The organism is Streptomyces sp. NBC_00289 (genome assembly GCF_041435115.1).
Classification (GTDB): Bacteria; Actinomycetota; Actinomycetes; order Streptomycetales; family Streptomycetaceae; genus Streptomyces.
Window position 1 is genome coordinate 16748 of the sequence record NZ_CP108046.1, and the last position, 25623, is coordinate 42370.

Consider the following 25623-nt stretch of genomic DNA (forward strand, 5'->3'; position numbering starts at 1 on the left):
CGCCGGTGTACACCCCGTATCCCGAGACGTGCACCTGCACGCCCGCCGTCCGCTACGCACTGCTACCACGAACAGTGCCTGGACTGCGGGTTCTGCACGATGGGCAGCTGCGTCTGCCACTGCGAGTACGGCCTCGGCTTCCACCCAGGGGACTCGCCGCCCGAGGGGCCGATGTTCTGGCTCGGCGGACACCACGCCAAGTCGCTGTCCACCTGGGCCGTTCCCATGTGCGTCTCGCGCTCCGCCCTGACCCGCCGTGCCACGCTGCCGCGCGCCGCCGAGGCCTGGGTGTACGACTCGGGCGCCTTCTCCGAACTCGACAACCACGGCGGCTGGACGATCGGCCCGCACGCCTACGTCCGCGAGCTGCGCCAGGTCCGCGACGGGATCGGCCGCCTGGTCTGGGCCGGTCCGCAGGACTGGATGTGCGAGCCCGACATGATCGCCAAAACCGGTCTGTCCGTGCACGAGCACATCGACCGCACCGTGGGCAACTTCGTCGACCTGATGGCCGAGGACCCCGGCGTCGACATCATCCCGACCGTCCAGGGCTGGCGGCCGGCCGACTACGAAGCCTGCCTGGACCTGTACGACAAGCGCGGTGTACGGCTGGCGGACTATCCGCTGGTCGGGGTCGGCTCCGTGTGCCGCCGCAAGTCGGTCAAGGACGTTCAGGCCGTCCTCGCCACGGTGGCCACCTCCGGGCTGCGCCTGCACGGCTTCGGGCTGAAGACCCAGGCGCTGGAGACGTGCGCCGAGTACCTGGCCTCCGCCGACTCTCTGGCGTGGTCGCGTGACGCCCGCTGGAACGACCCTCTGCCCCAGTGCGAGGGCAAGCACAGGAGCTGCTCCAACTGCGTGCACTGGGCGATGCGCTGGCGCGAACGCGTCCTGGACGTGCTGCACGCCCCCCGTCAGCTGATGCTCCCCACCACGACCTGACCCACCGCCGGCCGTGCCGGTCCCGGGGCGGCAACCCCGGGACCGGCCTCCTTCACCAACTCACCGACCTGAGGGGAACACCCTGATGTCTGCTTACGAGCAACCCCCGCTCGATCTCGGCGCCGTCTGCCAGCGGTGGAAGCATCGCCGGCACAGCTGGAGGCCGACCAGCGAGGGCGGGTTCGATCCCGCTCGCTACCGCGTCCGCGAGATGCCGAACGAGCTGGTCCACACGGCGAAGGCCTTCGTACGCGCCCACCACTACAGCGGCTCGTGGCCCGCCGTCCGCTTCGCCTACGGCCTCATCGACACCGCCGCGCCCCCGGAAACCAGCCTGGTGGGGGTACTCACCCTGGGCATCCCGACCCAGGTCGCCGTGCTCACTTCGGTGTTCGGCCGGCTCACCCCGTACGAGGAGAGCCTGGAGCTGAACCGGCTGGTGCTGCTCGACGAGATCCCGGCGAACGCGGAGACGTGGGCGCAGGCGTGCGCCTTCCGCCTGGCGGCCGCCCGCGGAGTGCGTGGCGTCGTCGCGCACAGCGACTCCGAGCCCAGGACGCGCCTCACCGCCCACGGCCCCGAGACGATCTTTCCCGGCCACTACGGAACGATCTACCAGGCCAAGGGGATGGACTACCTGGGCAAGACACGTCCGCGGCGCCTGACCATGCTGCCCGACGGCTCGGTCCTCCACGACCGCGCGATGTCCAAGGTCCGCAACGGCGAGCGCGGCCGCGGCGGTGTCGAGCGGCGCCTGGTCGCCCTCGGCGCTCGCCCCCGTGACGAGGGCGAGCCCGGCCGGGGGTGGCTGGAGGAGGCCCGGCAGGCTGTCGGCGCGCGGGTCGTAGCCCACGGGGGCAACCACAAGTACGCGGCCTACATCGGGCCGCGCACCGGCCGCCGGCTCACCGCCACCTCCTACCCGTACCCGAAGGCCGATCAAGTGGGTGCGGCCGCATGACCGCCGCACCCCGCACCGGCAGCGCCGATGTCGAGCTGGTCATCAACTGGGGCCTGGGCGTCGACAGCACCGCGTACCTGGTGAAGATGCTGGAGGACCCGTCCGCCCACGGAGTCGATCTGGCCCGCACCATGGTGCTCCACGAACTCACCGGGGACGAGTGGCCGGCCACCCGCGCCCACGCCGCTCAGTACGTGCTGCCGCTCCTGCGCGAGCACCGGGTCCGGCTCGTTCAAGTCTCCCGGGCCAGCCGCTCGTTGGAGATCGCGGTCATGGACGACTCCCGCCAGCCCGAGCGGATCATCGAGCGCGGGCCCTGGGCGCTGTGGGACGAGTACGAGACAGGCGGCACCGTTCCCCAGCAGGGCGGCATCCGGCTCTGCAGCCTGCATGCCAAGGGGAGGTCGGCGACGCGCTGATCGCCCAGGAGATCGGCGACGGCCGTTCAGGCAAGTGATGGGGTTCAACGCCGACGAGGTCAGCCGCAGCCGCCGGGACGAGGCCGCAAACAAGAACCCGCTGCGCCAGGGCGTGTACCCCTTGATCGTCTGGGGGTGAGGGCGCGAGCGGTGCGAAGCGTTCCTGTACGAGCGGTTCGGGGTGCGGTGGGAGAAGAGTTACTGCAGCTTCTGCTGTTTCCCGGTGTCGATGGGGGCCATGGATGCGCACCTGGACCGGATGCGCGCCCATCCGGACATCGCCGGACGAGTGCTGCGCCTGGAGTACACCTCGGTCAGCCTCAACCCGCAGGCGAGGCTGTTCGGTCGGCGCAGTCTGCTGGAGCAGTTCGACCCTGACCGGGCCGCCGACCGGCCCGTGCTCGCCGCTTTCAAGGAGGAGCTCGCCTGCCCGTGGGCGCTGTACCACGTGCGCCGGATCCTGCCCGTCGCGAAGGCGGACCCGACCCGGCGCGGGCGAGCGATGCGCTCGGTGGAGCGAGTCGACGTGGGCCGGGCATCCGCTCTCGGCCGGAGGCTGCAGAGCGTCTCGGAGCGGCACGGCGTCCCCGTCGAGGTCGACGAGCGCTACGGGAGGGTGCGGGCGTGGGTCCAACAGCGCGGGCCGGAGCTTCCGACCGTGGAGGAACTGATGGTCACCGCCCCGTTCCACGTCCGGGACAAGAAGGTGCCGCACTTCGAACGGAAGTGGGCCGCACATCGCCGCAGCCGGTCGTGACGTGCTCTGGGTGCCGGCGAGATTGACAACCACCCACCAAGAGCGTCATATTGATTACGCGAAACAAGCGGCAAAAGCGGTGGGCGGCGGGAGGCACCCTCTCACGAGGATGTCGGCCCAGGGCGGCAACCCCGACCGAACGTCCCGCCGACCACCTTCACCAACTCGACTCGCCCGCCGGCGCGTGAGCGCCGAAGGACCAAGAGGAGCAGGCCCTCAGTATAGGGCCGCAATCCGAACCGGAGAGTGCAATGTCCAAGGCCCTGAACCCGCAGCGTCGCGTCCTCGGCGACCGCGCCGTGGTCAACCGCGACTGGATCCGCGAGTTCACCGGCGCCAGCGTCGGTACCGCGGCCCGCTGGTACAAGATCCGGCTCGAGCAGCCGGAGGAGCACCGCCACCCGGAGAAGGAGCGCATCGACGGGAGCGACTTCTACGACGAGCAGCAGTTCCGCGACTTCTACACCTGGTTCCAGCAGGAGAAGGCGAACAAGGTCCTGAAGGCCGACCCTGAGCTGTACCAGGCCGACCCGGAGGATGTCGTCTCCATCAACACGGCTGCCAAGTGGCTGGGCTTCAACGGAGCCTCGGCCATCCGCAAGTACCTCAAGGACAACCCCGACTACTTCCCGAAGCCCCTCGCCGAGCCGGTCGAGGGCCCGACCGGTCGCCTGATCCCCGCCTTCCGTGTCGGCGACCTGCAGGACTTCGACAAGAAGCGCACCGGGGACAAGCTCGGCAAGGCCGGCCGCCGTCCCGGGCCCCAGGCCGACGCGGCCGTCGGCCGGCCCTCCGCCCTCGAGGAGGCTCTGGCTGCCGAGCTGAGCGCCCGCGCCGGCGGTAAGCCGCTCACCGCCACGCAGCTGGCCGAGCAGTACGCCGCCGAGGCGATCGATCGCGACGGCTACCACCCGGGGCTGGCCGCGGAGCTCAGCGTGCAGTACGGGGGGCCGCAGAGGTCCTGGGAGTACGTCGTGCGCAACGCCCTCGAGCACCGCCCCGCGGTCACGCCGGCCCGCTCGGAAGCCGACCGGCGGGCGGCCGTCGCCCTGGCCGCCCTGCGCGAGCGCGGCGACGTCCGGGGGCTTGCCGCCTCCCTCGCCCGCGAGCACGGAGGCAGCCCCGACGTCTGGTCGCGCGCCGTGAACGCGGCACGCGGGATCGCCGACTCGACCGCTGATCACCCCACACCGAAGGACGAGTCCCGATGACCAGCTACCAGCTCCGTGACACCACCACCCGCCAGCTCGTCGCCCGCGACCTGGCGGACTACGCCGCGGCCGAGGCCGCGGCGGACCGCCTCGACGACGAACTGGAAAATGCTCTTGCGGCCAATGGCGAAGGCGCCGGCCGCATCCGGCTGCGCCTGGACGTGGAGCGGGTCACCGACGGCGTCACCGAGACTGTCGGGCACCACGTCCTGCTCCTCGGTGTGGACGACGTGCCAGATCTGCTGCCCGCCGTGTGATCGCCGCGCGCGAAACACATACCACCGACTACCGCGCTTGAAGTGCGGCTGTGGCCCCCGGCCTACCGGGGGCCACAGCTGTGAGTAGGGTTGCCAAGACCCAAGGAAGAGTGTATAATTGATTTTAAGTTTCAAGCGGCAGTCGGGTGCGGCAACGCCCGGCTGGCGGCCTCACCAACTCCACTCGCGAAGGAGTCACTCGTGCTGCGGTTCGCTCCGGTGCTTTCGTCCCTCGAACTGGCCCGCCTCAAAGCCTCTCTGGGGCCCATCCCGTTCATCGACCTCTTCTGCGGCTGCGGAGGCAGCAGTTGCGGCTTGGAGGAGGCCGGCTACGTGCTTGAACTGGCGATCAACCACGACCCCGTGTCCGTATGGACGCACCGCACCAACCACCCGCACGCCGAGCACAAGTGCGAGGACATCCACAGGTACGACAAGCGCAACCTGCCGCGCACCCGCGTGGTCTGGGCCTCCATCCTTTGCACCGAGGCCAGTCCCGCCGGCGGGAAGAAGCGCACCCGTGGCCAGACCCGCCTCAGCCTCACCGGCAAGGATGAAGGCGCCAAGGAAGCCACCTTCGTGCAGACCCGGGCCTCTGCGCTGGACGTCCTCGCCGTCACCGACCTCCACCGACCCGATGCTGTCCTGATCGAAAACGTCACTGAGTTCGCCACCGACTGGGAACTGTTCGACTGGTGGCTGCGCGGCATGGAACTGCTCGGCTACAACGTGCAGATCGTCAACGCGTCGTCGGCCCACCTGGGTGGTGGGGACAACCTGCTGCCGCCCCAGCTGCGCGACCGCATCTACATCGTCTTCACCCGCAAGGGCCTGCCCCTGCCGGACGTGCGGGTACGGCCGGAGGCCATCTGCCCGGAGTGCGGGCCGGTGCTGGCCAACCAGGTGTGGAAGAACCCGAAGGCACGCCGCATCGGCAAGTGGGGCGTCGAGTACACCTTCCGCTGCCCCAACCGGGCGTGCGGCCACCTGGAGCTGACGCCGCTGACCCGCCCGGTCGGCGACATCATCAACTGGGGTCTGCCCGGCCAGCGCGTGGGCGACGGCCGGCCCAACTTCAAGAAGTTCAAGCCCTACGCGGCCGCGACCCGGGCCCGGATCGCGGTGGGCCTGGAGCGGTTCGGCACTGACCCGTACATCGTGATGCTCCGAAACCACGGCACCGCCCTGCCGATCAGCGGCCCGGTGCCCGCGCTGGCCGCGCAGGGCCGCCACCACGCGCTGATCGTCCCGATCGGTCGCAAGGGCGCCCCGCGCACCACCGCCGAGCCGCTGACCACGGTGGCGTGCAAGCCGCACCACTCGCTGGTCATCCCGGCCCCGACGGTGGACGACTGCACGCTGCGGATGCTGGAGGTGGAGGAGCTCAAGCTGGTCCAGCGCTTCCACGAAGAGTTCATCATCCAGGGCAACCAGACCGAGGCGATCCTGCAGATCGGCAACGCGGTCAGCGTCAACGCCGCGCGCTGGCTGGGCGAGCGGCTGCTCCCCAGCCTGGCCCTGGCCGCCTGACCGCCCCTCACCCGCGGCGGTCCGGGACCCTCCCGGTCCCTGACCGCCGCACCCCCTGTCGGCCCGGTGCGGCAACGCCTGGCTGACGGATTCCACCGACTCGCCTCACCAGGGAGCTTTCGTTCATGTCTAAGGGCTCGTAGCGAAACAAGTTATGAATCAGTCGCGCGGCGCGTACGTTTCCTGCTATGCCGATCGATATGGAGTCCCTGGCCCGGCGCTACGAGGCGATCCGGGATCACCTGACCGAGCGGCAGCGACGGTTGTGGCTCGGCAACGAGGCTCGTGAGCTGGGTGGCGGCGGTGCACGGATCGTCTGTGAGGCGACCGGGGTGTCCCAGGACACGATCCGACGGGGCCGCGGGGAACTGGACGATCCGCAGCCGCTGGCGGTCGGGCGGTCCCGGGGGCCGGGAGGCGGCCGCAGACGGGCCGAGGTCCTGGACCCGCAACTGGCCGTGGACCTGGATGCCCTGGTCGAGCCGGAGACTCGTGGTGATCCGATGAACCCGCTGCGCTGGACCACGAAATCGCTGTCGCACCTGGTTGCCGAGCTGGTCAATCGGGGACACCGGTGCACCGAGAACGTCGTGGCCCGACTGCTGCACGAGGCCGGCTACTCCTTGCAGGGCAACGCCAAAACCGTCGAGGGCAAGCAGCACCCCGACCGCGACGCCCAGTTCCGCTACCTCAACGATCAGGTCAGGGCGGCCCTCGCTGCCGGACAGCCCGTCGTGTCCGTGGACTGCAAGAAAAAGGAACTGATCGGGAACTTCAAGAACGTCGGCAAGGAATGGCGACCGCCTGGGGACCCGGTGAAGGTCAACGTCCACGACTTCCCGGACCGGCCGGCAAAGCCATCCCCTACGGCGTCTACGACATCGGCGCCAACGCCGGCTGGGTCAGCGTCGGCATGGATCACGACACCGCCGCGTTCGCCGTGAACACCCTGCGGACCTGGTGGAACAACGTCGGCCGGGCCGCATATCCGCAGGCCACGACACTGACGATCACCGCGGACAGCGGCGGATCCAACGGCAGCCGACTACGGGCCTGGAAGACCGGGCTGGCTGCCCTCGCCGCCGAGACCGGCCTGTCGATCACCGTGCTGCACCTGCCGCCGGGTACTTCGAAGTGGAATCGCATAGAGCACCGGCTGTTCTCCGCAATCACCATGAACTGGCGCGGGACACCACTGACCAGCCACGAGGCCGCCGTTTCCCTGATCGGTGCGACGACGACCGAGACCGGCCTGACCGTGTCCGCGGCCCTGGACACCGGTGTCTACCCCACAGGCATCAAGATCAGCGACAAGGCCATGAAGGCCCTCCCGCTGACCCGTCACGAAACCCACGGCCAGTGGAACTACACCATCAGCCCACCCGCCGACACTCCCGAACCCGCAGACGTTAAATCACACTGAGCCCTAAGCAGACGGGCCGCGGCCGCCGAGCCCTCACTGTTCGGCGTCACGTCGTCCAGTTCAGTGGCGGCATCGGGTCCTTCGCCGTCGCGGTATGGGTCGCCCGGAAGTACGGCACCCGCAACCTCATCCTCCTGATCGCCGACACGGGCATCGAGGACGACGATCTGTGGAGGTTCGCCGACGACACCAGCAGGCTTCTCGGTGTGCCGCTGACGAAGGTCGCCGATGGTCGCACCCCGTGGGAGGTTTTCCGCGACGTCCGGTTCCTCGGCAACGACCGGCTGGCTCCCTGCACGCGCCTGCTCAAGCAGGTGCCCTGCCGGGAGTGGATGGAGCAGCACGCCGACCCTGCCGACACGCTGGTGTACGTGGGGATCGAGAACAATCGGCGCGATCGGGCCCGGATCCCGGCGATCGCCCGGAACTGGAAGCCCTGGGTCACGCGTTTCCCGCTGTGCGGGAAGTGGGAGCCGGCCCGGACCAAGGAGCAACTCTTGGACGGGGCCCGGGCCCTGGGCGTCGCACCGCCCCGCCTGTACGAGCTCGGGTTCAGCCACAACAACTGTGGAGGCACGTGCGTTCGCGCGGGCCAGCGCCAGTGGAAGCACTTGCTGGAGGTCCTGCCCGAGCGGTACGCGTACGCCCAGGAACGGGAGGAGGAACTGCGACAACTGCTCGGCGACGTCAGCATCCTCCGTCGCCGCCGCGGCGGCGAGGGCCACCCCTCCCGCTGAGTCTGCTGCGCGAGGAATAGCCGGTGCTCAGCACGACGCCCCAGGCAGATGGCCTGGGGCGTCGGCGTTCACAGGGCAGGCGGGCCGCCCTCACGGCGGTGGACGAGCCGATGCAGCATGCGCCGCAGTTCTGCCCAGACGGCACGCGATTCGTATCCGAACATGTCCGCTCCCCTCACTGCGGCCAGGCTCATCTCCCTCAGGCGCGCCGGCTCACCAGCGGGGGCAGGAGGCTGTCCCCCGGCCAGAATGGCTGCTCGGTCGCAATGCCGGTGAGGAACATGCCGGCTTCGTCCAGGACCGCGGCGCGCTCCGAAGACCCGTAGACAACGAAGTCGTCGGCCGCGGCGTCATAGGCGCGGACGTGGCTGTGGGGGCCCGTGCAGACGAGGGCGCGCGCGATCTCGGGCAGGCCGAGGCTGAGGGCATCGCAGTCCCCGGAGCGGACGAGCTGCAGCAGGTCGGTGGTGACGCTCTCCCAGTCGCCGACAGTCGGCCAGTCAGCGCCGCCGTTCAGTTCGTGGGTAAGGGTGGCCAGCGGGACGATCTCGCCTGGCTGCCTTCCCTGGGTGAGGAGGTCGTGGATGCGGGCACCGTCGGGCTGACGCACCTGCGGGTGGAGCAGCGAGTCGGCGGCCACCACAGTGGTGTTGATCTCCTGGGTTCCGGGGCCGGGGTAGTACGGCTCGTGCGCGAAGAGGAGATAGACATCCGGGGTGCGGTCGGCCGGGCCGGATTCGGGCTGGGGCATGAGCACGGTTCCCTTCAGAGGTGGAGCGGTCATGGGGCGAGGTGTCGACGGCGGGACGCTCAGTGAGTGCAGGCCTGGGGGCCGCCCAAGGTCGCGGGTCTGGTCCTCGTGGGCGGTGCGCTGGATGAGCTGGGCGACCTGGTGGGCGAGTTGCAGCATCAGCCGCTCGCGGGCGACGAGACCGTCTGAAACCGCGCGGGTGTCCCGGGCCTGGAGCAGACTGGCGGCGTCCCACAGCAGGTTGTGGCCGATCTCGGCCGAGCGGCGCAGTTCGTAGCGGTCGCTGCCGGCGGCGGCCTGGACGAGCGAGGTGTGCAGGGCGGCGAGGCGCTGCAGGTAGCGGCAGGCATCGTCGCCTTCGACGACGTGGACGTGTTTGCGGGCCCGGCTGTCCAGCCGGTCGGGCAGGTGTTCGGCGAGCAGCGGGGCGAGGAGCATCGCCGGCAGGGCGACGTCGACGGGGACTGCGTGGCTCACAGCGAACAGGCCGGCAACCAGACTGACGAGTGCGACGGCCGCGGTGGAGAACCGCAGGGACCCGGGGATCCTGACCGGGGCTATGCGCTGGGCGGGGCGCCTGGCCAGCCAGCGCAGGGCAATGCGCTGCGTACGCGTGGCGGCTGGAGTGAGCACCGCGATCCGGTGGGGGATCTCGGGCGGGCTGCCGTCGCCGGGCACGGTCCAGGCGAGCCATCCCCATGGGGTGCGCTCGTGGACGATACGGGCTCGCAGGCTGCCGAGCAGGTGTGGCCTGGGACGTGTCCGGTTCGCAGGGCGCGGGAGCGTTCCTTCTCCCACCGCCCCGGATCACCGGTGAAGGGGTGCTCGTGATGCGCAGCTGCGGTCGGTGGCGTCGGTGTGTGGAGTGTGTCCGTCACGAGGTGCTTCCTTCCAGGTGGTGGTCTGTCAGGGCGGAGGCGCACGTGGTGCAGCGGCCGTCGCCTTCGGGGTGGGCGCGGCGGGGTGTGGGGCCGGGGCAGGTGCGGCAGAGTGGCCAGCCGAGGCAGGCCGGGCAGAGGTCCTCGCCGGGGGCGGTTCCGGGAACGCCGCAGCCGGCGCATTCGGTCAGAGCCCGGTAGGTCAGGGCCTCGCTCACCGTGCGCGCGGCGGCGGAGCCGCTCATCGGCTGCGGCGGCGGGTCGTCCCACACCGGTGCGTCTTGGTGGTCAGCCGCGAGGGTGGGCGGCGGGTAGGCCTGGGCGGCGCGCAGGCGGGCCGCGATGATCGCGCCGACCGTAGTCCGTACCGGATGAGGCAGGGGCCGGGCGGCGATGACGTGCCGCAGCTGCTCGCGGCTCCAGCCGGATTCCAGCATCACGGTCACGACGCGGCCTTGGTCGGTCAGCGCCTGCCCGGTCAGCAGCAGCTCGGGGCGAGCCGCCCCGAGTTCGAGCAGCAGCCGGATCCCCGGGTGCATCTCGTCCGCCGATGGCGCGGTCGGCGGGGACGTCGGTGTGGCCGGCTGGTTGGTCCGTCCCTGTGTTCGCGACGCGTCGCCGCGGCACGGACGGAGGGGTCTGGTGTTCTGCTGAGTGGTCTTCTTTCTGTTGGTGTTCTTAGTGGACCGATCAGCCAACGTAGGTTTATCCACTGGTGGAAAACCCGACTCTGGTTGTGACCTGCTGCTTTGCAGAGCGGGCAGGTCGGTGAGGAAGTACGCGGCCGCACCGAGGGTGCCGTCTGGGCCGCGCTCGCGTTCCCGCACCAGGAAGCCCTGCTTCTCCAGCTCCCTCAGCCCGCTCTTGACGGCTGAGTCACCGTCGCGGCCACGACGTGCGATGTCAGAGACGGTCATCCGCCAGCCGTCCCGATGCGTGGAAAGCAGTCCGAACAGACCCTTGGCCTTGAAGGACAACTGGGTGTCGCGGAAGAGCCCGTTGGCGATCTGGGTGAACTGATCGGCCGCCATGACGCCCCGCCGGATGCCCGGCGGAAGGCCGGCGGCGTGCTCGGCGTCGGAGGCCGTGACCATCAAGCCGGCTTCGATCAGCGCGATGTCCAAGGTGGCCGGGCGGTCCGTGATGCAGTAGACGATCTCGCCGAGGGTGCCATCCGGGCGGCGCAGACGCTCACGGATCAGGTAGCCGTGCGCCTCGAGCTCCTGCAGGCCGGTGCGAACCGCTTCCCGTCCATCCGGGCCCAGGCGGACGAGATCGGTGACCGTCACCTGCCAGCCGTTCCTGTGCGTAGAGACGTACCCGAAGATCCCCTTGGCTTTGAAGGACAGCCCGGAGTCACGGAACAGCGCGTTGGCGATCTGGGTGAACTGATCGGCCGCCATGGCACCCCGGCGGATCCCCGGCCCGAAGCGGCTCACCGCCCTGCCCCCGACGCCTGCCGAGCGCAGTGGCCACGGCGGCACACCGAGCCCGCCAGGGTGGGGCGGTCGGTCGTCCTGGGCGTGGAGGCGTGCGTGTGTTCCATGGCGTCAGCTCACCCGCCGACCCCGACCAGGCTGACGGCCACGAGCCCCGACCATCGGTCACGATCCGGCAACGGAGCCGGCTAGCTGCCGTGGTCGGGCTCATGGTCGGGCCGACCACGGCACCTTCAGCCCGGGCGCTCAGTGATTGCGCAGCCGACTGCGCAGCCGCGGACGGGCTTTGCGCAATCGGCCTGCGCAACCGGTCGAGGATCCTGCGCAGTCGAGTTGTGCTGGAGCCGCTGCGCAGTCGCCCCGAGTTCCCTGATCTTCTCTTGCGCAGGCCCCTCTGGCGCACTGCGCAGGTGTCTGTCGCGGCCCGGTCGGCTTCCGTCTGCGCATCGCGTTGGGGGCCCCGTGGTCGGGCGGCAGGTGATCGCACAGCGGTCGCCGGTCAGGGGAACGTGCGCCGGACACGATGGGCCGTCACCGGCTCCCGGCTTACCCATGGTCGGGGTCATGGTCGGGCCGACCATGACCCCGACCATGGACTTCGTGTCCCCATCGTGACCATGGTCGGGGGTTCATGGTCGGTGGTCGGGTCGGGGTCGCCGGGTTTTCTCGAGGTCAGCAACATCCGTTCTGACCTGGGAGTTTGACCATGTCCCCTGGCAAGCAGGCCTCACAGAGCGAGGCCGCTGCTCCGATGGCGGCCGGCGCCCGGCTGGAGGCGATGCGCCGCCGCGTACGCCTCTCACGCGTGGCGGTCTGGACCGTCATCGCGGCCGGCCCCATCGCCCTGTGCGTCGCCGTCGCCTCCACCCCGACCACGGTCGCGGCGGCCCCCGCGACCAAGCCCACCGCCGTGCGCACCGCGACGGCCGCCACCAATCCGGGCGGCTATGCGCAGGTGTTCATCAGCGCGTGGCTGCGCAGCGACGCGAACGACGAGACGAGTGCGCAGGCGCGACTTGCGCAGTCGATGGCGCCAGACGTCGAACTGCCCGACCCGGCCGCCGATGCGCAATCGGCGCCTCAGTCCGTGACGGCGGTGCGCAGTGCGCAGCGCGGCACCGGCGCGTGGACGGTGACGGTGGCTGCGCAATACGCCAACGGATCGGTGCGGTACTACGTCGTGCCGGTGGCCTCCGACAGCACGGGCTCCTCGTTCACGGTGACCGGTGCGCCCGGCGTGGTGGCCGGCCCGGCCCGGGCCGAGGTTCCGAAGTCGTCGTACGCCGTGACCGTCTCGGACGGTGATCTTTCGTCCGCGGTCGGAGAGTTCCTCACCGCCTACCTGACGGGTGCCGGCGAAGTCGACCGCTACCTCGCGCCCGGCGTGAAGCTCACCGCCGTCTCCCCCGCCCCCTACACCGCTGTCGCCGTTCAGCAGGTGTCCGCCATCGAGGAGGCCGCGGCCGCCGAGCAGGTACCGGCGGACGGCACGAAGGTGCGGGTCCTCGCCTCGGTGGAAGCCCGGGACGCGACCGGCCGGTGGCCGCTGGGCTACGAGCTCACGCTCAAGGCCCGATCGGGCCGGTGGGAAGTCGCCGCGCTTCAGTCCGGCACGGCTCAGGACGGGGGTGCCCGATGAACACCGTGCACAGCCTGATGCTCGCCGGCCAGCTGGACGATCTCGGCAATAGCTGGATCAACATGTTCAAGGAGTGGGCGACGAAGGGTCTTCAGGCCGGTCTGATCTGCCTGGTCGTCGTCATCATGATCCAGAAGTTCTCACTGAAGGCGGGGATCGGCGCCCTGCTCCTGATGGTGATCGCGCTCGGTCTGTACAACTCGCGCAACGAGCTTGCGAACATGTTCACCGACGAGGTGAAGAACCCGTCCAAGGGCGCGCCCGCTGTTCCTGGGGTCGTCCGGTCCGAGCTCCCGGCCTCGCGTGACCACTCGCCGGGTGTCGGGGGCTGGCTGTGAGCGCGGCCGCCGCGGCACGGGTGGGCCGCTTCTACACCTCCGCCCGCCGCCACCCGTGGGTGCTGGGCAAGGTTGCCGACTGGAAGATCCCGCTCGGCCCGTACACGCCCGCGCAGATCGCGGTCGCCGTCGGCGGCGGCTTCCTTCTGGTCAAGACGATCAGCTGGTGGTCGTGGATGGGGCCGGTCCCCATCGTCGGGTGGGGCCTGGTCATCTGGATGGTGCGCCGGCCGAAGGTCCGGGGCCGTGCCCCAATGCAGGCCGCGCTCGGCTGGGTGCTGCTCGGCTGGCAGCCCCGCGGTGGGCGGATCGGCGGGCGCGCCGCCCGCGACCGCGCTGCCCACCCGCTTGTCGGCGGCTTCACCATCGAGGACACGCCCCCGCCCGTCCCCGCTGCGCAGGCCGCACCCTCCCGTACGGTGCAGCGGCGTCCAGCCCGGGCGCCGCACCCGAGCCCGGCCACAGCCCGCTCGACCGCACCCCGCCGCACACCGGCGGTTGCTCCCGCAGCAGCGGCAGGGCCGGTGTCGGGCGTGCAGCAGCTGCTCGCGCTCGCCCAGCAAGGGGGTGCGCGGTGAGGGTTCCCATCCGTCACATCGCCGGGCACCTGGTGTGGTCGACGCAGGGCAGCGTGTGGGCGATCTACCGCCTGCACCCGGGCCCGGACGCGCAGGGACGCCGCGAGGAGACCGTCCAGGGCACCTACGTGCCCGCCCCCGTCCGCGACGAACAACTCGCCAAGATCACCCACTTGGTGCGCTCGCTGTCCGGGGCCCCGCGCCTGTACGGCATGTGCGCCCAGGTCGACCCGGGCGAGATAGCCCTCAGGATGATCGAGGGCATCGAGCCGGCCGAGCAGGCACCCGGTGCGGGCCGGCACCCGTGGGTGGAGAATGTCGAGGCCGCCCTCGACCTACTCGACGACCAGGAGATGCACCGCCGCACCTTGTGGCTGGCCGTGCCCCTGCAGACCGAAACAGGCGGCCTGCAGGTGTCGGCGTCGCTCGGTGCGGCGTGGGCCGAGGTCGCTCCGATGCTGGGCATGCGGCCGGCGCCGGTGGCGCGGCGCGAGGTGAGTGCGTATCGCGAGCAGGCCTCGCGGGTGGAGGCTGCGCTCGCCGGCGGCATCGCTTTCCGCCCGGCCCGCCCGGCGGAGATCGTGTGGATGATCCAGCACGCCCTGCACCGCGGCCTTGCCGAGCCGCTGCTGGCGGAGGCCGAGACCAGCGAGTTGTACGGCGGGCAGCTCCGAGACGGGGTGCTGCGCTCCCCCAGCTACGCCGACCTCGGCCAGGTGCGCCTGCAGGAAGGCGGCATCGACCTCGAACTCGACGACGTCGACGAGCTCAAGAGCGCTAGGCAGATCACACGATCCGGGCGGAAGGCCTGGTGGCGGGTGAACACCGGCTCGCCGCTGGGACGGCGCTGGCTGCAGATCGAGTCCGACTCCGGGGTGGGCTACCAGGCGCAGTTGGCGCTGGCCGAGTGCCCGCCCGCGGTCAGCCAGGATTCCGCCGACCTGTTCGCCCAACTGGAGATGCTCGACTTTCCCGTCGACTACACCGTCGACCTCACGCTCGTGCCTGCGGAGAAGGCCCGCGACCAGGTGCGGCGCAAGAAGAACGAACTCATCGACCAGGCCGACCAGTACGACGCCCGCCCGACCGGGATGCCCGCGTCCTTGACCGAGGCCGCCCGCGACCTGGGTGAGCTGGATGCCCGTCTCTCCCGCACCAGCGTGGAGGTCGAGGTGCAGTCCGTCACCGTGCTGACGGTGTGGGGGCCGACCGCCGCCGTCTGCGACGCCCGGGCCCGCGCCCTGGCCGCGCTGCTCGGTGGCGCCGACTACCGGGCCGTCCGGCCGGCCGGCCTGCAGGAGGCCCTGTTCACCCTGGGGCTGCCCGGCACGGTACGGCCGGGTGTCGTTAGGGAGTTCACCCAGCACCAGGTCTCCGAGGACTGGGCGCTTTCCGGGGCCTTCACCGCTGCCGAGGTCGGCGACCCCAACGGCATGTTCCTCGGCATCGACCTGGACTGCGGCACCACTCGCCCCGTCATGATCAACGTGGCGGATGCGCCCAAGGTCGACGCGTCCGCCTCCATGGGCATCGTCGGTGACCTCGGCGCGGGCAAGAGCGTCCTGCAGAAGCTGATCGCGGAAGCGGTGTGGGCGCGCGGCGGCTGCGCGATCTGCATCGACCGCACCCCGGTCCGCGAGTGGGCGACCTTCGCCCGCACCGCGGCCAAGGGCCGCGTCCAGATCATCGACGCCGCGCAGGCCGAGGTGTCCATCGACCCGCTGCGCATGTTCGACGGGCCCGAGGGCCGTCACTACGCCCTGTCCTACCTCACCCTGCAGCTCGGCATCGGCCCGATGAGCACCAGCGGCGAGGTCCTCCACCACGCCGTCGAACAGGCCGCCGCCGGTCCCGAGCCGTCCATGCACCGCGTCCTTGAGGTCCTCGAGGAGATGGCGACGCGCGAGGCGGGCAAGCGGCAGGACGCGGCCGCGACCCTCGCCGGCCTCATCCGGGTCGTCGCCACCAACTCCCTAGCGGCGATGGTCTTCGACCCGAAGCTGCCGCCGGTGCGGCTGGACGCCTCCAGCGCCTCCGACATGATCGTGATCACCACCACGGGTCTGAAGCTGCCCCCGAAGGCCGCGTTCGCCAACCCCGAGATCCTGCACCAGCAGCCGCTGGAGGCGCTGATCGGCCGGGCGGTCCTCTACCTGATCGCCGCGATCGCCCGGCAGACCGCGTTCGAGGACCCCGAGCGGTTCACCGCGGTGGTCCTGGACGAGCTGTACTGGCTGACCTCGTCCGCGGAAGGCACGGCCCTGGTCCACGAGATCCTCCACGACGGCCGCAAGCACGGCGCCGGCCTGTTGGCCGGCTCGCACGACGCCGAGGAACTCGGCCCCGACCGCGGCCTGATGGCCTACCGGGCCCTCGCCCGCACCGCCGACCGTGAACGCGCCCGTCGCGGCCTGGAGTTCGTCGGCCTCGACCCGAATGACGGCGAGCTGCTGCGGCTGGTGACCACTGGCCTGTCCCCCGTCGGCCAGAAGGGCCGGGAGGGCGAGTTCCTGCTGACCTGCCCGCGGCAGAACACCGGCCGCATCAAGGTCTCCATCCCCCGCATCGAGCGCATCACCACCTCCATCACCACCACGCCAGGACGCCGCACGAGCACTGCCTCCCCCACGGTCCCGGAGCCGCTCGCCGGTGAGGCCGCACAGACCCGTCCGAAGGAAACCGTCTGATGACCACTTTGTCCTGGGACCGCTCGAGGCGCGTCGCCGCCGCCGTGAGTGTCCTCACCGTGATCGCCGTCGTCGTCGCCGCGGTCGTGCTCGTCCTCGGGGTGGGCGTGCCGCAAGGGTGGTGGCCGCACACCGGGCGGGCCTTCGCCGCCGACGCCCCACACCAAGATCCATGCGCCCTGATCGTGGGCCCGGCCAAGGCGTACTGCGAGCGCGGCGCCGCGAGCTCCGCCGCCGGCGTTCATCGGGACGTGGCCGGCGCGGCGTGGAGGCTGGGGACCGCTGCTGCAGGTGTGGGTGCTCTCGTGGTGTGGCGGCTGCGCGGCTCCGCTGGGCAAAGGCGGCGCTGACGTGTTCCGTCCAGACCGCGCGACCCTGCGTTCCGCCGGCTTCGTCGTGCTGCTCACCGGCGTGTTCCTCCTGGTGAACACCCAGGTCGTGTACGCGGCTGGCAGCAACAGCGAGACCGGAGACCTGCTCGCCCCGCTGAACATCTACTCGTCCGAGGGTGTGCCGATCGACGGGTACGACCTGAACGCCGAAGGCGGCTCCATCGTCGCCTTCAAGACGCAGGCCCTGGCCTTCGCCCTGTCCGGGCTGTTCACCCTGATCCGGCTGCTGGTCGGGCTGGCGGGGTGGGCGATCGAGGTGGCCTTCCGGTTTCCGCTGCTCAAGCTCCTGACCAAGCCCGCGCAGAAGGTCGCCGACACCTACGACACGGTGGTCGTCGACACGCTCGGGTTGAAGGGGCTCTTGCTGGCCTGGGCGTTCGTGTTCGCGGGATTCATGATCGTACGTGGCCGGGTCGGCCGCGGTCTGGGCGAAATCTTTCTCACCCTGCTCATCGGTGCAATCGCCGCCTCGGCGCTCATCCGCCCCGACACCCTGCTCGGCCCGGACGGGCCGCTGGGGCAGTCCCAGCAGGTGGCTGCCGAGGTCGCCCAGCAGAGCGTCAACTCCTACGACTGGGGCGGCAAGATCGCCAGCTACGACCCGTGCGCAGGCATGGCCGGCAACGCCGAGAGCAAGTGCGAGGAGCAGCAGGGCGAAGGACCAGTCTCTTCGACCGACGTGGCCCGGCCCATCCAGGATTCGATCACGAACGCCTTGATTGTGAAGCCGTACATGCTCCTTCAGTACGGGCGCATCCTGGACCCGGCCAAGGATTCCGACCGCAAGGCCTACGCCGTCCATCTGAAGTGGGTCACCGGCGGGTACATGCCCAGCTCGACCCCGTCGGACAAGGCGAAGGATGCCTGCAGACTGATCCACGGGCCGGGCAAGAAGTACTGCGAACGCGGCGTCGACAACAAGCCGCCGAGCACCGACGATCTCCCTTCCATCACGCCCGGGGGCGAGCTCCTCGACGCCTCCAACGCGATCGTCACCGACGAGGACCAGGCGTTCGCGGCGTTCCTCTCGGACATGAAGAAGGCCGGCCCGGTCGGCAAGTCGTGCGCGGCCTATGCCGAGAAGCCCACCTGGTGGCGGGTCGGCGGCGCGTTCCTGCTGCTGATCGCCGCGCTGTTCATCTGCGGGATGCTGCTGTCCAGCGCGATCGTGCTGCTGGGCACCCAGGGTGTGTGTGCGGCCGCGGCGGCCGTCGGCGGGGTCACCTTCGTGGCGGGCATGCTGCCCGGGCCCGCACGGCAGTCGGTGTGGAAGTGGCTGTCCGTGTGGGGGATCGCGGTTTTGGCCGTGGTCGGGATCTGCGCGTTCATTCCGTTCTTCGGGATCGCCGTCGACGCCACGATCACCAACGGCCCGGACCTGATGGTCGAGCGGATCCTGCTCATTGACGTCCTGGCCATCGCCGGCGCGGCCGGACACCGCAGACTCCTGACCGGCATCACCTCCTTCGGCCGGCGCATGGCGATGCGGATGCGCTACGCCAAGGTCGGCGGCACCCACATGCCCGGCGACACCTCCGAACTCGGCGCCGCGCTCGCCATGAACTCCCCGGCCGGGATGGGCGGATACAGCGCCGGGCTGCGCGCGTTCACCGGCGGGGGTGGCGGCAGGTTCGGGATGCTCGGCACCCGGCAGCGGCTGATGGGCGCGCTCACTTCCCTGTTCGACGGCGCGGGCATGCCGGTGGACACCGGCGGGATCCTCGCCGATGCCACGGCCGAAGCCGGGCGCGGTCTGGCCCCGCTGACCGCGGCCGCGGCCGTGGGCGGGCTGGGCGCACGTCTCGGCGCCAAGGGGGCTGGCTGGCTGCTGATCGGACGGCGGCCGGACAAGGAGCAGTTGGCCAAGTGGCGCAAGCCCACGGCCGACGGCGATCCGAACACGGGCGGGCCGTCGGACGGCGGGGACGGCGGTTCAGACGGCACGGGGCCGCGTCGGCCCTCGGGCCCGCCCGACCGGTACCGCAACGATCAGGGGCAGGTCGTCGACCGCAACACCGGTCAGGTGCTGCACGACCAGAACAGCGACCGCACGCTGCTGTCGACCCGGGCACATAATCGGCTGGTCCGTTTCCGCGGGTACCGGATCCTGCACCGCGGCGGCCGGGCCGCGTACGGGGCGACCGTTGGCCTTCCGGCCAATGTGCGCCGCGCGCGGTCGGGCGGCTCGCGCTACTCCCAGGACGCCCGCCAGCAGGTGCGTGTGTGGGGCAACACCGTCCGCGAGGACGGCCGGGCCTGGGGCGACACCGGGCGCCACGTCGCCCGGGTCATCCGCGACCACACCGACGACAGCGGCGGAACCGGTCCGTTCACCAGCCGCCGCCTGCCGACCGCAGCCACTCCGGCAGCCACCCCCCGCCCGGCACCCCGTCCGCGGCCCGCACCCACCAGTCGTCCTTCGAGCCGTCCGACCCCTGCCCCACCACCGCCGACCACGCCTGTGAGCGGGCCCGCAGCAACTCCGCCTCCGGCACCGCTCCCCCGCCGGAACGGCCCTGCGCCGGTGCCTCGGTCCGATCTCGGCAGGCCCGGGAGTCCGGCGCGCCAGGGCCCGGATCGGTCCGGGCCGGTCTTCCCCGGCGGAGGCGGCGCTCGCAACAGCACCCGTGACGAGGCGCATCGCCGGTTCCAGGAGCTGATGCGGCGCACCGCGTCCGACGCCGAGCGCCGGCGCCAGGAGCGGGCCCGGCAGCCGGAAGACGGTGAGGACGAGTGAGGCCGCCTGGGCGCCGTCTGGCGCGGTGGGGGTGTGTGGTGACGCTTCTGATGTTTGCCGCAGTGTGCTGCGCCGCGCCGGTTGGGAACGCGATCAGCGCCTACGTCGCGCTGAAGACGGGTCAGCAGGACGACGGCGGGATCGCCGAGGGCGGCAGTGCCGCGGACATCCCGCCGCGGATGCTGACCGCCTACAAGAAGGCCGTCCAGCAGGTCGGGAAGTACGTGCCCAAGTGCCAGGGCATGCGCTGGCCGATCCTCGCCGGCATCGCCAAGGTCGAGTCCAACCACGCGGTGGGCCGCAACATCGCAGACAACGGCGACATCCGCCCGAAGATCTACGGGGTGCTCCTCAACGGCTCCGGCGCCGGCGGCAACACCACCGTCTTCCCCGACACTGACAACGGCAAGTGGGACGGCACCGCCACCGGTGAGCGCGCCGTCGGCCCCTTCCAGTTCATGCCCTCCACCTGGGAGTCGATCGGCAAGGACGGCAACGGCGACAAGATCGCCGATCCGCACAACGCCGACGACGCCGCGCTCGGCGCCGCGATCTACCTCTGCGGCAACGGCCGTGACCTGACCAAGCGTGCCCAGCTCAAGGCCGCGATCTGGCAGCACAACCACTCAGGCGAGTACGTCGCCAACGTGCTGGGCTGGATCGACCAGTACACGGCGGCCGCCAAGGACCCGGACCTGAAGAACGTCTCGGGCAAGGTCCGCACCGTCAACGAGGCGGCGCTCTCCCAGCGAGGGGTGCCGTACTCCTGGGGCGGCGGCAACGCGAGCGGCAAGTCGTATGGCATCTGCTGCTCCCCCAGCGGCAAGAGCGGCGCGAACATCAAGGGCTTCGACTGCTCGGGGCTGACCACCTACGCGTATGCCAAGGCCGGTGTCAGCCTGCCGCGTACCGCGGCCGCGCAGGCCGGTGTCGGCCAGCGCATCCCCGCCAGCCTCGGCACCGGTGCCCTCAAGCCGGGCGACCTCGTCTTCTATGCCTACGCCCCCGGCCGCGATTCCACGATCTACCACGTCGGGATCTACGTCGGCAGCGGGCAGATGATCAACGCCGCCCGCCCGGGCACTGTCGTCCGGCTGGACTCGGTCAACGCCATGTCCGGCTTCGCGGGGGGAGCGCGGCTGCTGTGACCACCACCCCACGCTCACCGCGTCTGCTGTTGCTGAGCACCGCCCTGCTCGCCGTCGCCGGCGTCGCCCTGCTGGGCCTGCCGCACAGTCATCAGGAGCCACCCGACCCGGCACCGTCGCCGACCGCGAGCGCGAGCGCGACCACTGATCCGTCCCCTGCGGCCAGTAGGCATCCCGCAGGAAAGACGACTGTCAGCACGGCTTCCTCCAGGACGTCCGCCGTATCGACGCCGTCGGTCCTCGAGTCGGCTCTGCCGCCGCACGGCGAGGGCGTGGCCGGCGACAAGGCCATCCAGCGCTCGCTTCAGGCAGCCTGGCCCGCCGACCTTCCCGCCTCCGACGAGCGGGAGCTGCTCACCGCCGGGCGCGCGCTGCTGCGCGCGGACGCCACCGGCATCGGCCGCGCGAAGTGGCCCGCGGTCTTTCCCGACGCGGGCCAGGAGGTGGCCCCGGCGTTCGCCACCGCCCGCTTCCGCATCCAGGCCGCGATCGCCCGCCGCGACGGCAGCCCCAACAAGGCAGTGGTCCACCTGGTGTGGGCCGGCATGGACCGCGGCGGAACCTTCACCGACCTGCGCATCACCGACTGGCACTTCACCCGCATCACTTCGAAGAAGGGAGCAACGACGTGGACTCCGCAGCCCCGTCCCTGACCGACCGGGCCGATGTCACGGCTGCCGGTCAGGTACTCGGCCTGGTCACCAGCCTGGTCGACGCCGCCGACTGGCTCTACACCCACTGGTACCTGCTCGCCCTGGCCATCGCCGTGTTCTGGGGCGTGGGCGAGTGGGTCGTACGCCGTCTCGCGGCCAAGGCTTCGGCCGAGCGGATGGCCCTGGAGCTCGTTTCCAACCGGCACTTCGACCCGAGTCTGGAGGAGATCTTCCGGCGCGGTGTCCAGCTCGCCCGCGCCTCCACCGCCATGCCCTGGTGGGCGCCCCGCCGCGCGAAGGCCGTGCAGATCCGGCTGCGCGCGGATGGCAGTGCGCCGTTGCGTTACCGCGTCGAGGGCCCGGCGGGCGGTGAACGGCTGCTGTCCATCACCCCGTTCGGACCGGACATCACCGTCAACCGGGCCCGGCCGATCGTCGACGAGCCGCGGACGCACACCGTGCGCGCCGAGTTCATCCTGCGCGGCAAGCTCATTTCCCCGCTGCGAGTGGTGCCACTCAACCCCGACCCGCTCCAGCCGCTGGTCGACGCCGTGGCCGATCTGCGCGCCGAGCTCGGCGACCTCGCGGAGATCCGGCTCGACATCCAGCGCGCCCCGAAGTGGGCCCTGCGGGCGCGCCGCCTTCAGCTGATGAGCGCCGCGCGCCGGTCCGAACGCCGGGAGTCCCAGCGGGCGGCGCGCTGGCTGCGGCAGGACGCCAGCGGCACCGAGGACTCCCTCGGCTTTCAGCTGCAGCAGCTCCTCAGCGACAACCCCGGCTCGGGCAACAGCCGGAGGCTGGTGATGCCGCCGGTCCCGCGCCGGGTGGAGCCGGCCGAGGCGCTGGGCAAGCTCGCCGAGGACGACCACCTCGTCCGGGTGCAGCTGCTGGTGATGTGCGCCTCGAACACCGAGGGCCGCGCCGAGGCGCGACTCGCCCAGCTCCAGGCCGCGTTCGACGTGTTCGGCGGCCGCTCCCGGTGGGCCATGCGCGGGGTGAGGCTGGGCCCGTGGCGGTTCGGCGCCGACCACTGGCCCACCCGGCACGGCTTCGAGCGCCGTTGGAATCTGGGGCACTGCCAGCCGCCCCGCGCGAACTGGGTCCGGCTGGATGAACTGTGCGGCCTGCTCAAGCCCCCCACCACGAATTGCCGCCTGCCGGTACTCGCCGGGGACCTGCCGACCTTTGCCTTCGGCGAGAGCGAGTTGCTGCTGCAGGGCATCTACCGGGGCCCGGACGGCCGGGAGCGGCTGGTCGCCACCTACGCCGAGGAGACCCTGTTCGAGGTCGGGGTGGGCAAGGCCGGCGGCGGCAAGACCGAACGCGCCCTGGCACAGGCGATCGGCTGGGCGCACGCGGGCGGCGGGCTGATGTTCGTCGACCCGCACCGCGACTCCTGGCCGCGCGCCCTGCCGTTCCTGGCGCACGACACCCTGATGCCTCGGATCGCACTGATCGACCTCAACGGTCTCGGTCCCAACCCGCGGATCAGTTCGTGGAATCCGCTCGCCATGCACCAGGGCCAGACGGCGCACGAGGTCGTCGAGGCGATCGCCGACGCCTACGCCTCCGCACTGGCCTGGGACGACGCGACCGCGCCGCGCGCGCTGACCATCCTCACCGCCGCGCTCACGGTCCTGGTCGGCCTTAACGAGGCGGCATGCCAGGCCGGCCAGCCCGAGGACCAGGCCACGATCTTCCATGTGCGGGCCCTGCTCACCGACGCCGGCTTCCGCAAGGCAGCCCTCACGACGGTGGCAGACCGGCTGGATGAGGAGACCCGCTCCTGGTGGAAGTCGGTGTTCCCGACCCTGCCGCCCGACGCGTTCGCCGTGGTCCTCAACCCGATCGCCCGCCTCGCCGCCAACCCCGTCACCCGCGCGTTCCTCGGCCAGCCGGCCGGCGTCTACAACATCCGCGCGGCGATGGACTCCAAGATGATCGTGTGGGTGTGCCCGGGCGGTAACGGGCCCACCGACCGCCTCCTGACCGCGCTGCTCGCCCGCGATCTGCTGCGGGCCGCCCGCTCCCGCAGGGATACGCCCGAGGAGAAGCGGGTGCCGTTCCGCCCGTACTTCGACGAGCTGATCACCCTGACCGGGGCGGCTCCGGAGACCATCGCCGCGATGTTCGAGGATCTGCGCAAGTACCGGTGCCACATCCACGGCATGACCCAGCTGCTGGCCCGCCTCCCGGCCGCGGTGCGGCTGTCCCTGGTGCAGAACGCATCCACGCTGGCCACCACCGCCGGGTCGAAGTCCGCGGTGGCACCGATCACCGCGGAATGGGGCGACAACCCCAGCCCCGACCGGGTCGCCACCATGGACCGCTTCGAGCACTACATCTCCATGAACGTGCACGGCCGGCGCATCGGACCCATCCAGCTGCGCGGGCCCCATCTCGACGACGTCTTCGCCGCCCAGGCCCGCCCGAAGGACGTTCCCGCCCTGGAGCGGGCCGCCCAGGCGAACGCCGGAGCACTCCCGCTGGAGACGCTCACCGACCGCGCCGCGCAGCAGCTCGGCCGCGTCGCCGCCTTCCTCGCCGCGCACTCCCCCGCCGGCGCCGCCGCCGTCCACCTCTCGAAGGAAGAAAACGAATGGACCTGACCACTGCCCAGCCGAAGGACCGTACGGAGGCGGGCTTCACTCCCAGCCCCGTGGAACCCCTCGCGCATCAGCTCCTGGCCACCCTCGCCCAGCACCGCATGGCCTCCACCGGCCAGCTGCACGTCCTGCTGCGCCCGGACCGCTCCCGCCAGTCGGTCTCGGAGCGGCTGAACGATCTGCTCGACCTGCGCCTGGTCGACTTCGCCGTGCTGCCCCAATCCCATCGCACCCGGGTCTGGTACCTCACGCCGAAGGGCGCCCGCCTCACCCGGGACTGGCCCTCACTGCGGGGCCGCCCGCCGTACCCGATCACCACGGCGACGGCCGCCTCGCTGAAGACCCCCCACACTCTGACCGTCCTGCGCACGCACCTGGCGTTCGTCGCCGATGCCCGCCGCCGCGGCGACGAGCACGGACACCTGGACTGGACCCCCGAGGTGTTCCACGCGATCGGCGACGGAGAGAAGGTCGTCGCCGACGCGGTCATGCACTACACCCTCATCGACGGCCAGCAGAGGCGGAAACTGCGGGCGTTCGTCGAGGTCGACCGCGCCACCATGGGTGCCGAGCGGCTGGCCGCGAAACTGATCGAGTACGCCCGTCTGCGGACGTACGAGCCGCAGCCCGTCGGCCGACGCCGGCAGGCGGGCGGCCCCGGATGGCTGCGCTGGTACCCGGTGTTCCCTCGCATTCTGTTCGTGCTGACCGGTGCAGGGCGTGAGGCGATGGACAACCGGATCAGCGACCTCAAGGCCATGGTCGCCCACCATCCGCTCGTGGCCGAGATGGCCCGCGAGGTACCGCTGGGAGCGGCTGTCCTCGAAGACGTCGAAGAGCACGGGGCCACCAGTGACGTGTGGGTGCCGCTGGGTGGCGGCAAGCCCAACCCCTGGACCGAGCTGTGACTCCTCATCAGCCGCCAAGGGCCGAATGTCGCAGCCTTGCAACTACACCCTAAACCACTTGAGATTTGCTTACGCGAATACGTAGTTTACTTCTGCACAACGAGGTTTCACCTTGAACCTGCCATGCTGTGCACCGATGTTAGGGGACGCCGCATGTCGCACGCTCCTAGTCAGATTCGCACTACAGAACCGGCCTTGGACGGCGAGTGGCCCGACCGGACGCAGGACGTCTCGTACGTCGGGGACGCGTGCGTGGTCCACGGGAGCGGCGACTTCGACCTCGCCGACCCGAGCGCGGTGCGCGGTCCCCGGCCGGCACGTCACCCTGGACGGCGACGTGATCACCGTGTGGCCGCCGGACCGGCAGCAGTGAAGCGCGTCGCCTCTCCCCTGCCCTCGTGTCGCCCCGATGCGGCCCTTGCACCGCGATGACCACCCCCAGATCCCTCACTGAAAGGAGCAGCCCTCCGACCAGTCGGCAGGATGAAGTGCTCTTCACCAAGGACAGTGCGCGGCTGGGCAGTTCGGCACGATCCCATAGTGCCTCCGCCGCCCAGGAGATCGAGCCGCAGCGCGGGAACCGGTGGGTCGATATCTCCTTCCCCCGCGCTGGCAAGTAGGGGTGCCAGTGA

Annotated in this window: 20 protein-coding genes and 1 pseudogene; 19 read left to right on the forward strand and 2 right to left on the reverse strand. The window is 70.9% G+C overall.

Annotated elements, in window-relative coordinates; translation table 11 throughout:
* Positions 1–99 precede the first annotated feature (99 nt).
* The 9 genes and pseudogenes from OG985_RS00075 to OG985_RS00115 all read left to right on the forward strand — a co-directional run bounded on the left by OG985_RS00075 (position 100) and on the right by OG985_RS00115 (position 8237).
* Positions 100–942: a hypothetical protein gene (locus OG985_RS00075; RefSeq protein ID WP_371666362.1), complete on the forward strand. Its 843-nt coding sequence runs from the start codon at positions 100–102 to the stop codon at positions 940–942.
* Positions 943–1027: 85 nt separating this feature from the next.
* On the forward strand, positions 1028–1903 hold the full coding sequence (locus OG985_RS00080; protein ID WP_371666363.1) for a hypothetical protein: 876 nt from the start codon (positions 1028–1030) through the stop codon (positions 1901–1903).
* A complete protein-coding gene (locus OG985_RS00085) occupies positions 1900–2322 on the forward strand; it encodes a hypothetical protein (RefSeq protein WP_371666364.1) in 423 nt (140 codons plus the stop codon). Before OG985_RS00080 ends, OG985_RS00085 begins: the two co-directional genes overlap by 4 nt.
* 238 nt (positions 2323–2560) lie before the next feature.
* Complete coding sequence (locus OG985_RS00090; protein WP_371666365.1) at positions 2561–3079, forward strand: hypothetical protein; 519 nt, start codon at positions 2561–2563, stop codon at positions 3077–3079.
* Positions 3080–3330: 251 nt separating this feature from the next.
* Positions 3331–4290, forward strand: a complete 960-nt coding sequence (locus OG985_RS00095; protein WP_371666366.1) for a hypothetical protein — start codon at positions 3331–3333, stop codon at positions 4288–4290.
* Positions 4287–4547, forward strand: a complete 261-nt coding sequence (locus tag OG985_RS00100; protein ID WP_371666367.1) for a hypothetical protein — start codon at positions 4287–4289, stop codon at positions 4545–4547. The genes OG985_RS00095 and OG985_RS00100 overlap by 4 nt, the downstream gene beginning before the upstream one ends.
* A gap of 201 nt (positions 4548–4748) precedes the next feature.
* Positions 4749–6077 carry a DNA cytosine methyltransferase gene (locus OG985_RS00105; protein WP_358581637.1) on the forward strand — a complete coding sequence of 443 codons (1329 nt, stop codon included), beginning with the start codon at positions 4749–4751 and terminating at the stop codon, positions 6075–6077.
* A 188-nt stretch (positions 6078–6265) separates the two neighbouring features.
* Positions 6266–7500: pseudogene (locus OG985_RS00110) on the forward strand (ISAzo13 family transposase).
* A 206-nt stretch (positions 7501–7706) separates the two neighbouring features.
* A complete protein-coding gene (locus tag OG985_RS00115; protein ID WP_371666368.1) occupies positions 7707–8237 on the forward strand; it encodes a hypothetical protein in 531 nt (176 codons plus the stop codon).
* Positions 8238–8436: 199 nt separating this feature from the next.
* On the opposite strand, the gene OG985_RS00120 is transcribed toward OG985_RS00115, so the two are convergent.
* Entirely contained in the window at positions 8437–9786 is a 1350-nt protein-coding gene (locus OG985_RS00120; protein WP_371666369.1) for a hypothetical protein, read from the reverse strand.
* A 76-nt stretch (positions 9787–9862) separates the two neighbouring features.
* Entirely contained in the window at positions 9863–11305 is a 1443-nt protein-coding gene (locus tag OG985_RS00125; protein WP_371666370.1) for a hypothetical protein, read from the reverse strand.
* Between the two features lie 706 nt (positions 11306–12011).
* Between OG985_RS00125 and OG985_RS00130 the strand changes: the two genes are divergently transcribed.
* The 10 genes from OG985_RS00130 to OG985_RS00175 are packed head-to-tail and all read left to right on the forward strand — an operon-like array spanning position 12012 to position 24991.
* Positions 12012–12944 (forward strand): conjugal transfer protein, encoded by a 933-nt coding sequence (locus OG985_RS00130; protein ID WP_371666371.1) that lies wholly within the window; start codon positions 12012–12014, stop codon positions 12942–12944.
* Positions 12941–13282, forward strand: a complete 342-nt coding sequence (locus tag OG985_RS00135) for a hypothetical protein (RefSeq protein ID WP_058928815.1) — start codon at positions 12941–12943, stop codon at positions 13280–13282. The genes OG985_RS00130 and OG985_RS00135 overlap by 4 nt, the downstream gene beginning before the upstream one ends.
* A complete protein-coding gene (locus OG985_RS00140) occupies positions 13279–13860 on the forward strand; it encodes a hypothetical protein (RefSeq protein WP_371666372.1) in 582 nt (193 codons plus the stop codon). Before OG985_RS00135 ends, OG985_RS00140 begins: the two co-directional genes overlap by 4 nt.
* The gene (locus OG985_RS00145) at positions 13857–16547 is read left to right on the forward strand and encodes an ATP-binding protein (protein WP_371666373.1); all 2691 of its coding nucleotides are present in this window, start codon (positions 13857–13859) and stop codon (positions 16545–16547) included. Before OG985_RS00140 ends, OG985_RS00145 begins: the two co-directional genes overlap by 4 nt.
* Positions 16547–16897 carry a hypothetical protein gene (locus OG985_RS00150; protein ID WP_371666374.1) on the forward strand — a complete coding sequence of 117 codons (351 nt, stop codon included), beginning with the start codon at positions 16547–16549 and terminating at the stop codon, positions 16895–16897. Before OG985_RS00145 ends, OG985_RS00150 begins: the two co-directional genes overlap by 1 nt.
* 1 nt (position 16898) lies before the next feature.
* Positions 16899–19676: a hypothetical protein gene (locus OG985_RS00155; protein WP_371666375.1), complete on the forward strand. Its 2778-nt coding sequence runs from the start codon at positions 16899–16901 to the stop codon at positions 19674–19676.
* Between the two features lie 50 nt (positions 19677–19726).
* On the forward strand, positions 19727–20824 hold the full coding sequence (locus OG985_RS00160) for a C40 family peptidase (protein WP_371666376.1): 1098 nt from the start codon (positions 19727–19729) through the stop codon (positions 20822–20824).
* Entirely contained in the window at positions 20821–21477 is a 657-nt protein-coding gene (locus OG985_RS00165) for a hypothetical protein (protein ID WP_371666377.1), read from the forward strand. Before OG985_RS00160 ends, OG985_RS00165 begins: the two co-directional genes overlap by 4 nt.
* Complete coding sequence (locus tag OG985_RS00170; protein WP_371666378.1) at positions 21453–24086, forward strand: ATP/GTP-binding protein; 2634 nt, start codon at positions 21453–21455, stop codon at positions 24084–24086. Before OG985_RS00165 ends, OG985_RS00170 begins: the two co-directional genes overlap by 25 nt.
* A complete protein-coding gene (locus tag OG985_RS00175; RefSeq protein WP_371666379.1) occupies positions 24077–24991 on the forward strand; it encodes a replication-relaxation family protein in 915 nt (304 codons plus the stop codon). The genes OG985_RS00170 and OG985_RS00175 overlap by 10 nt, the downstream gene beginning before the upstream one ends.
* Positions 24992–25623 lie beyond the last annotated feature (632 nt).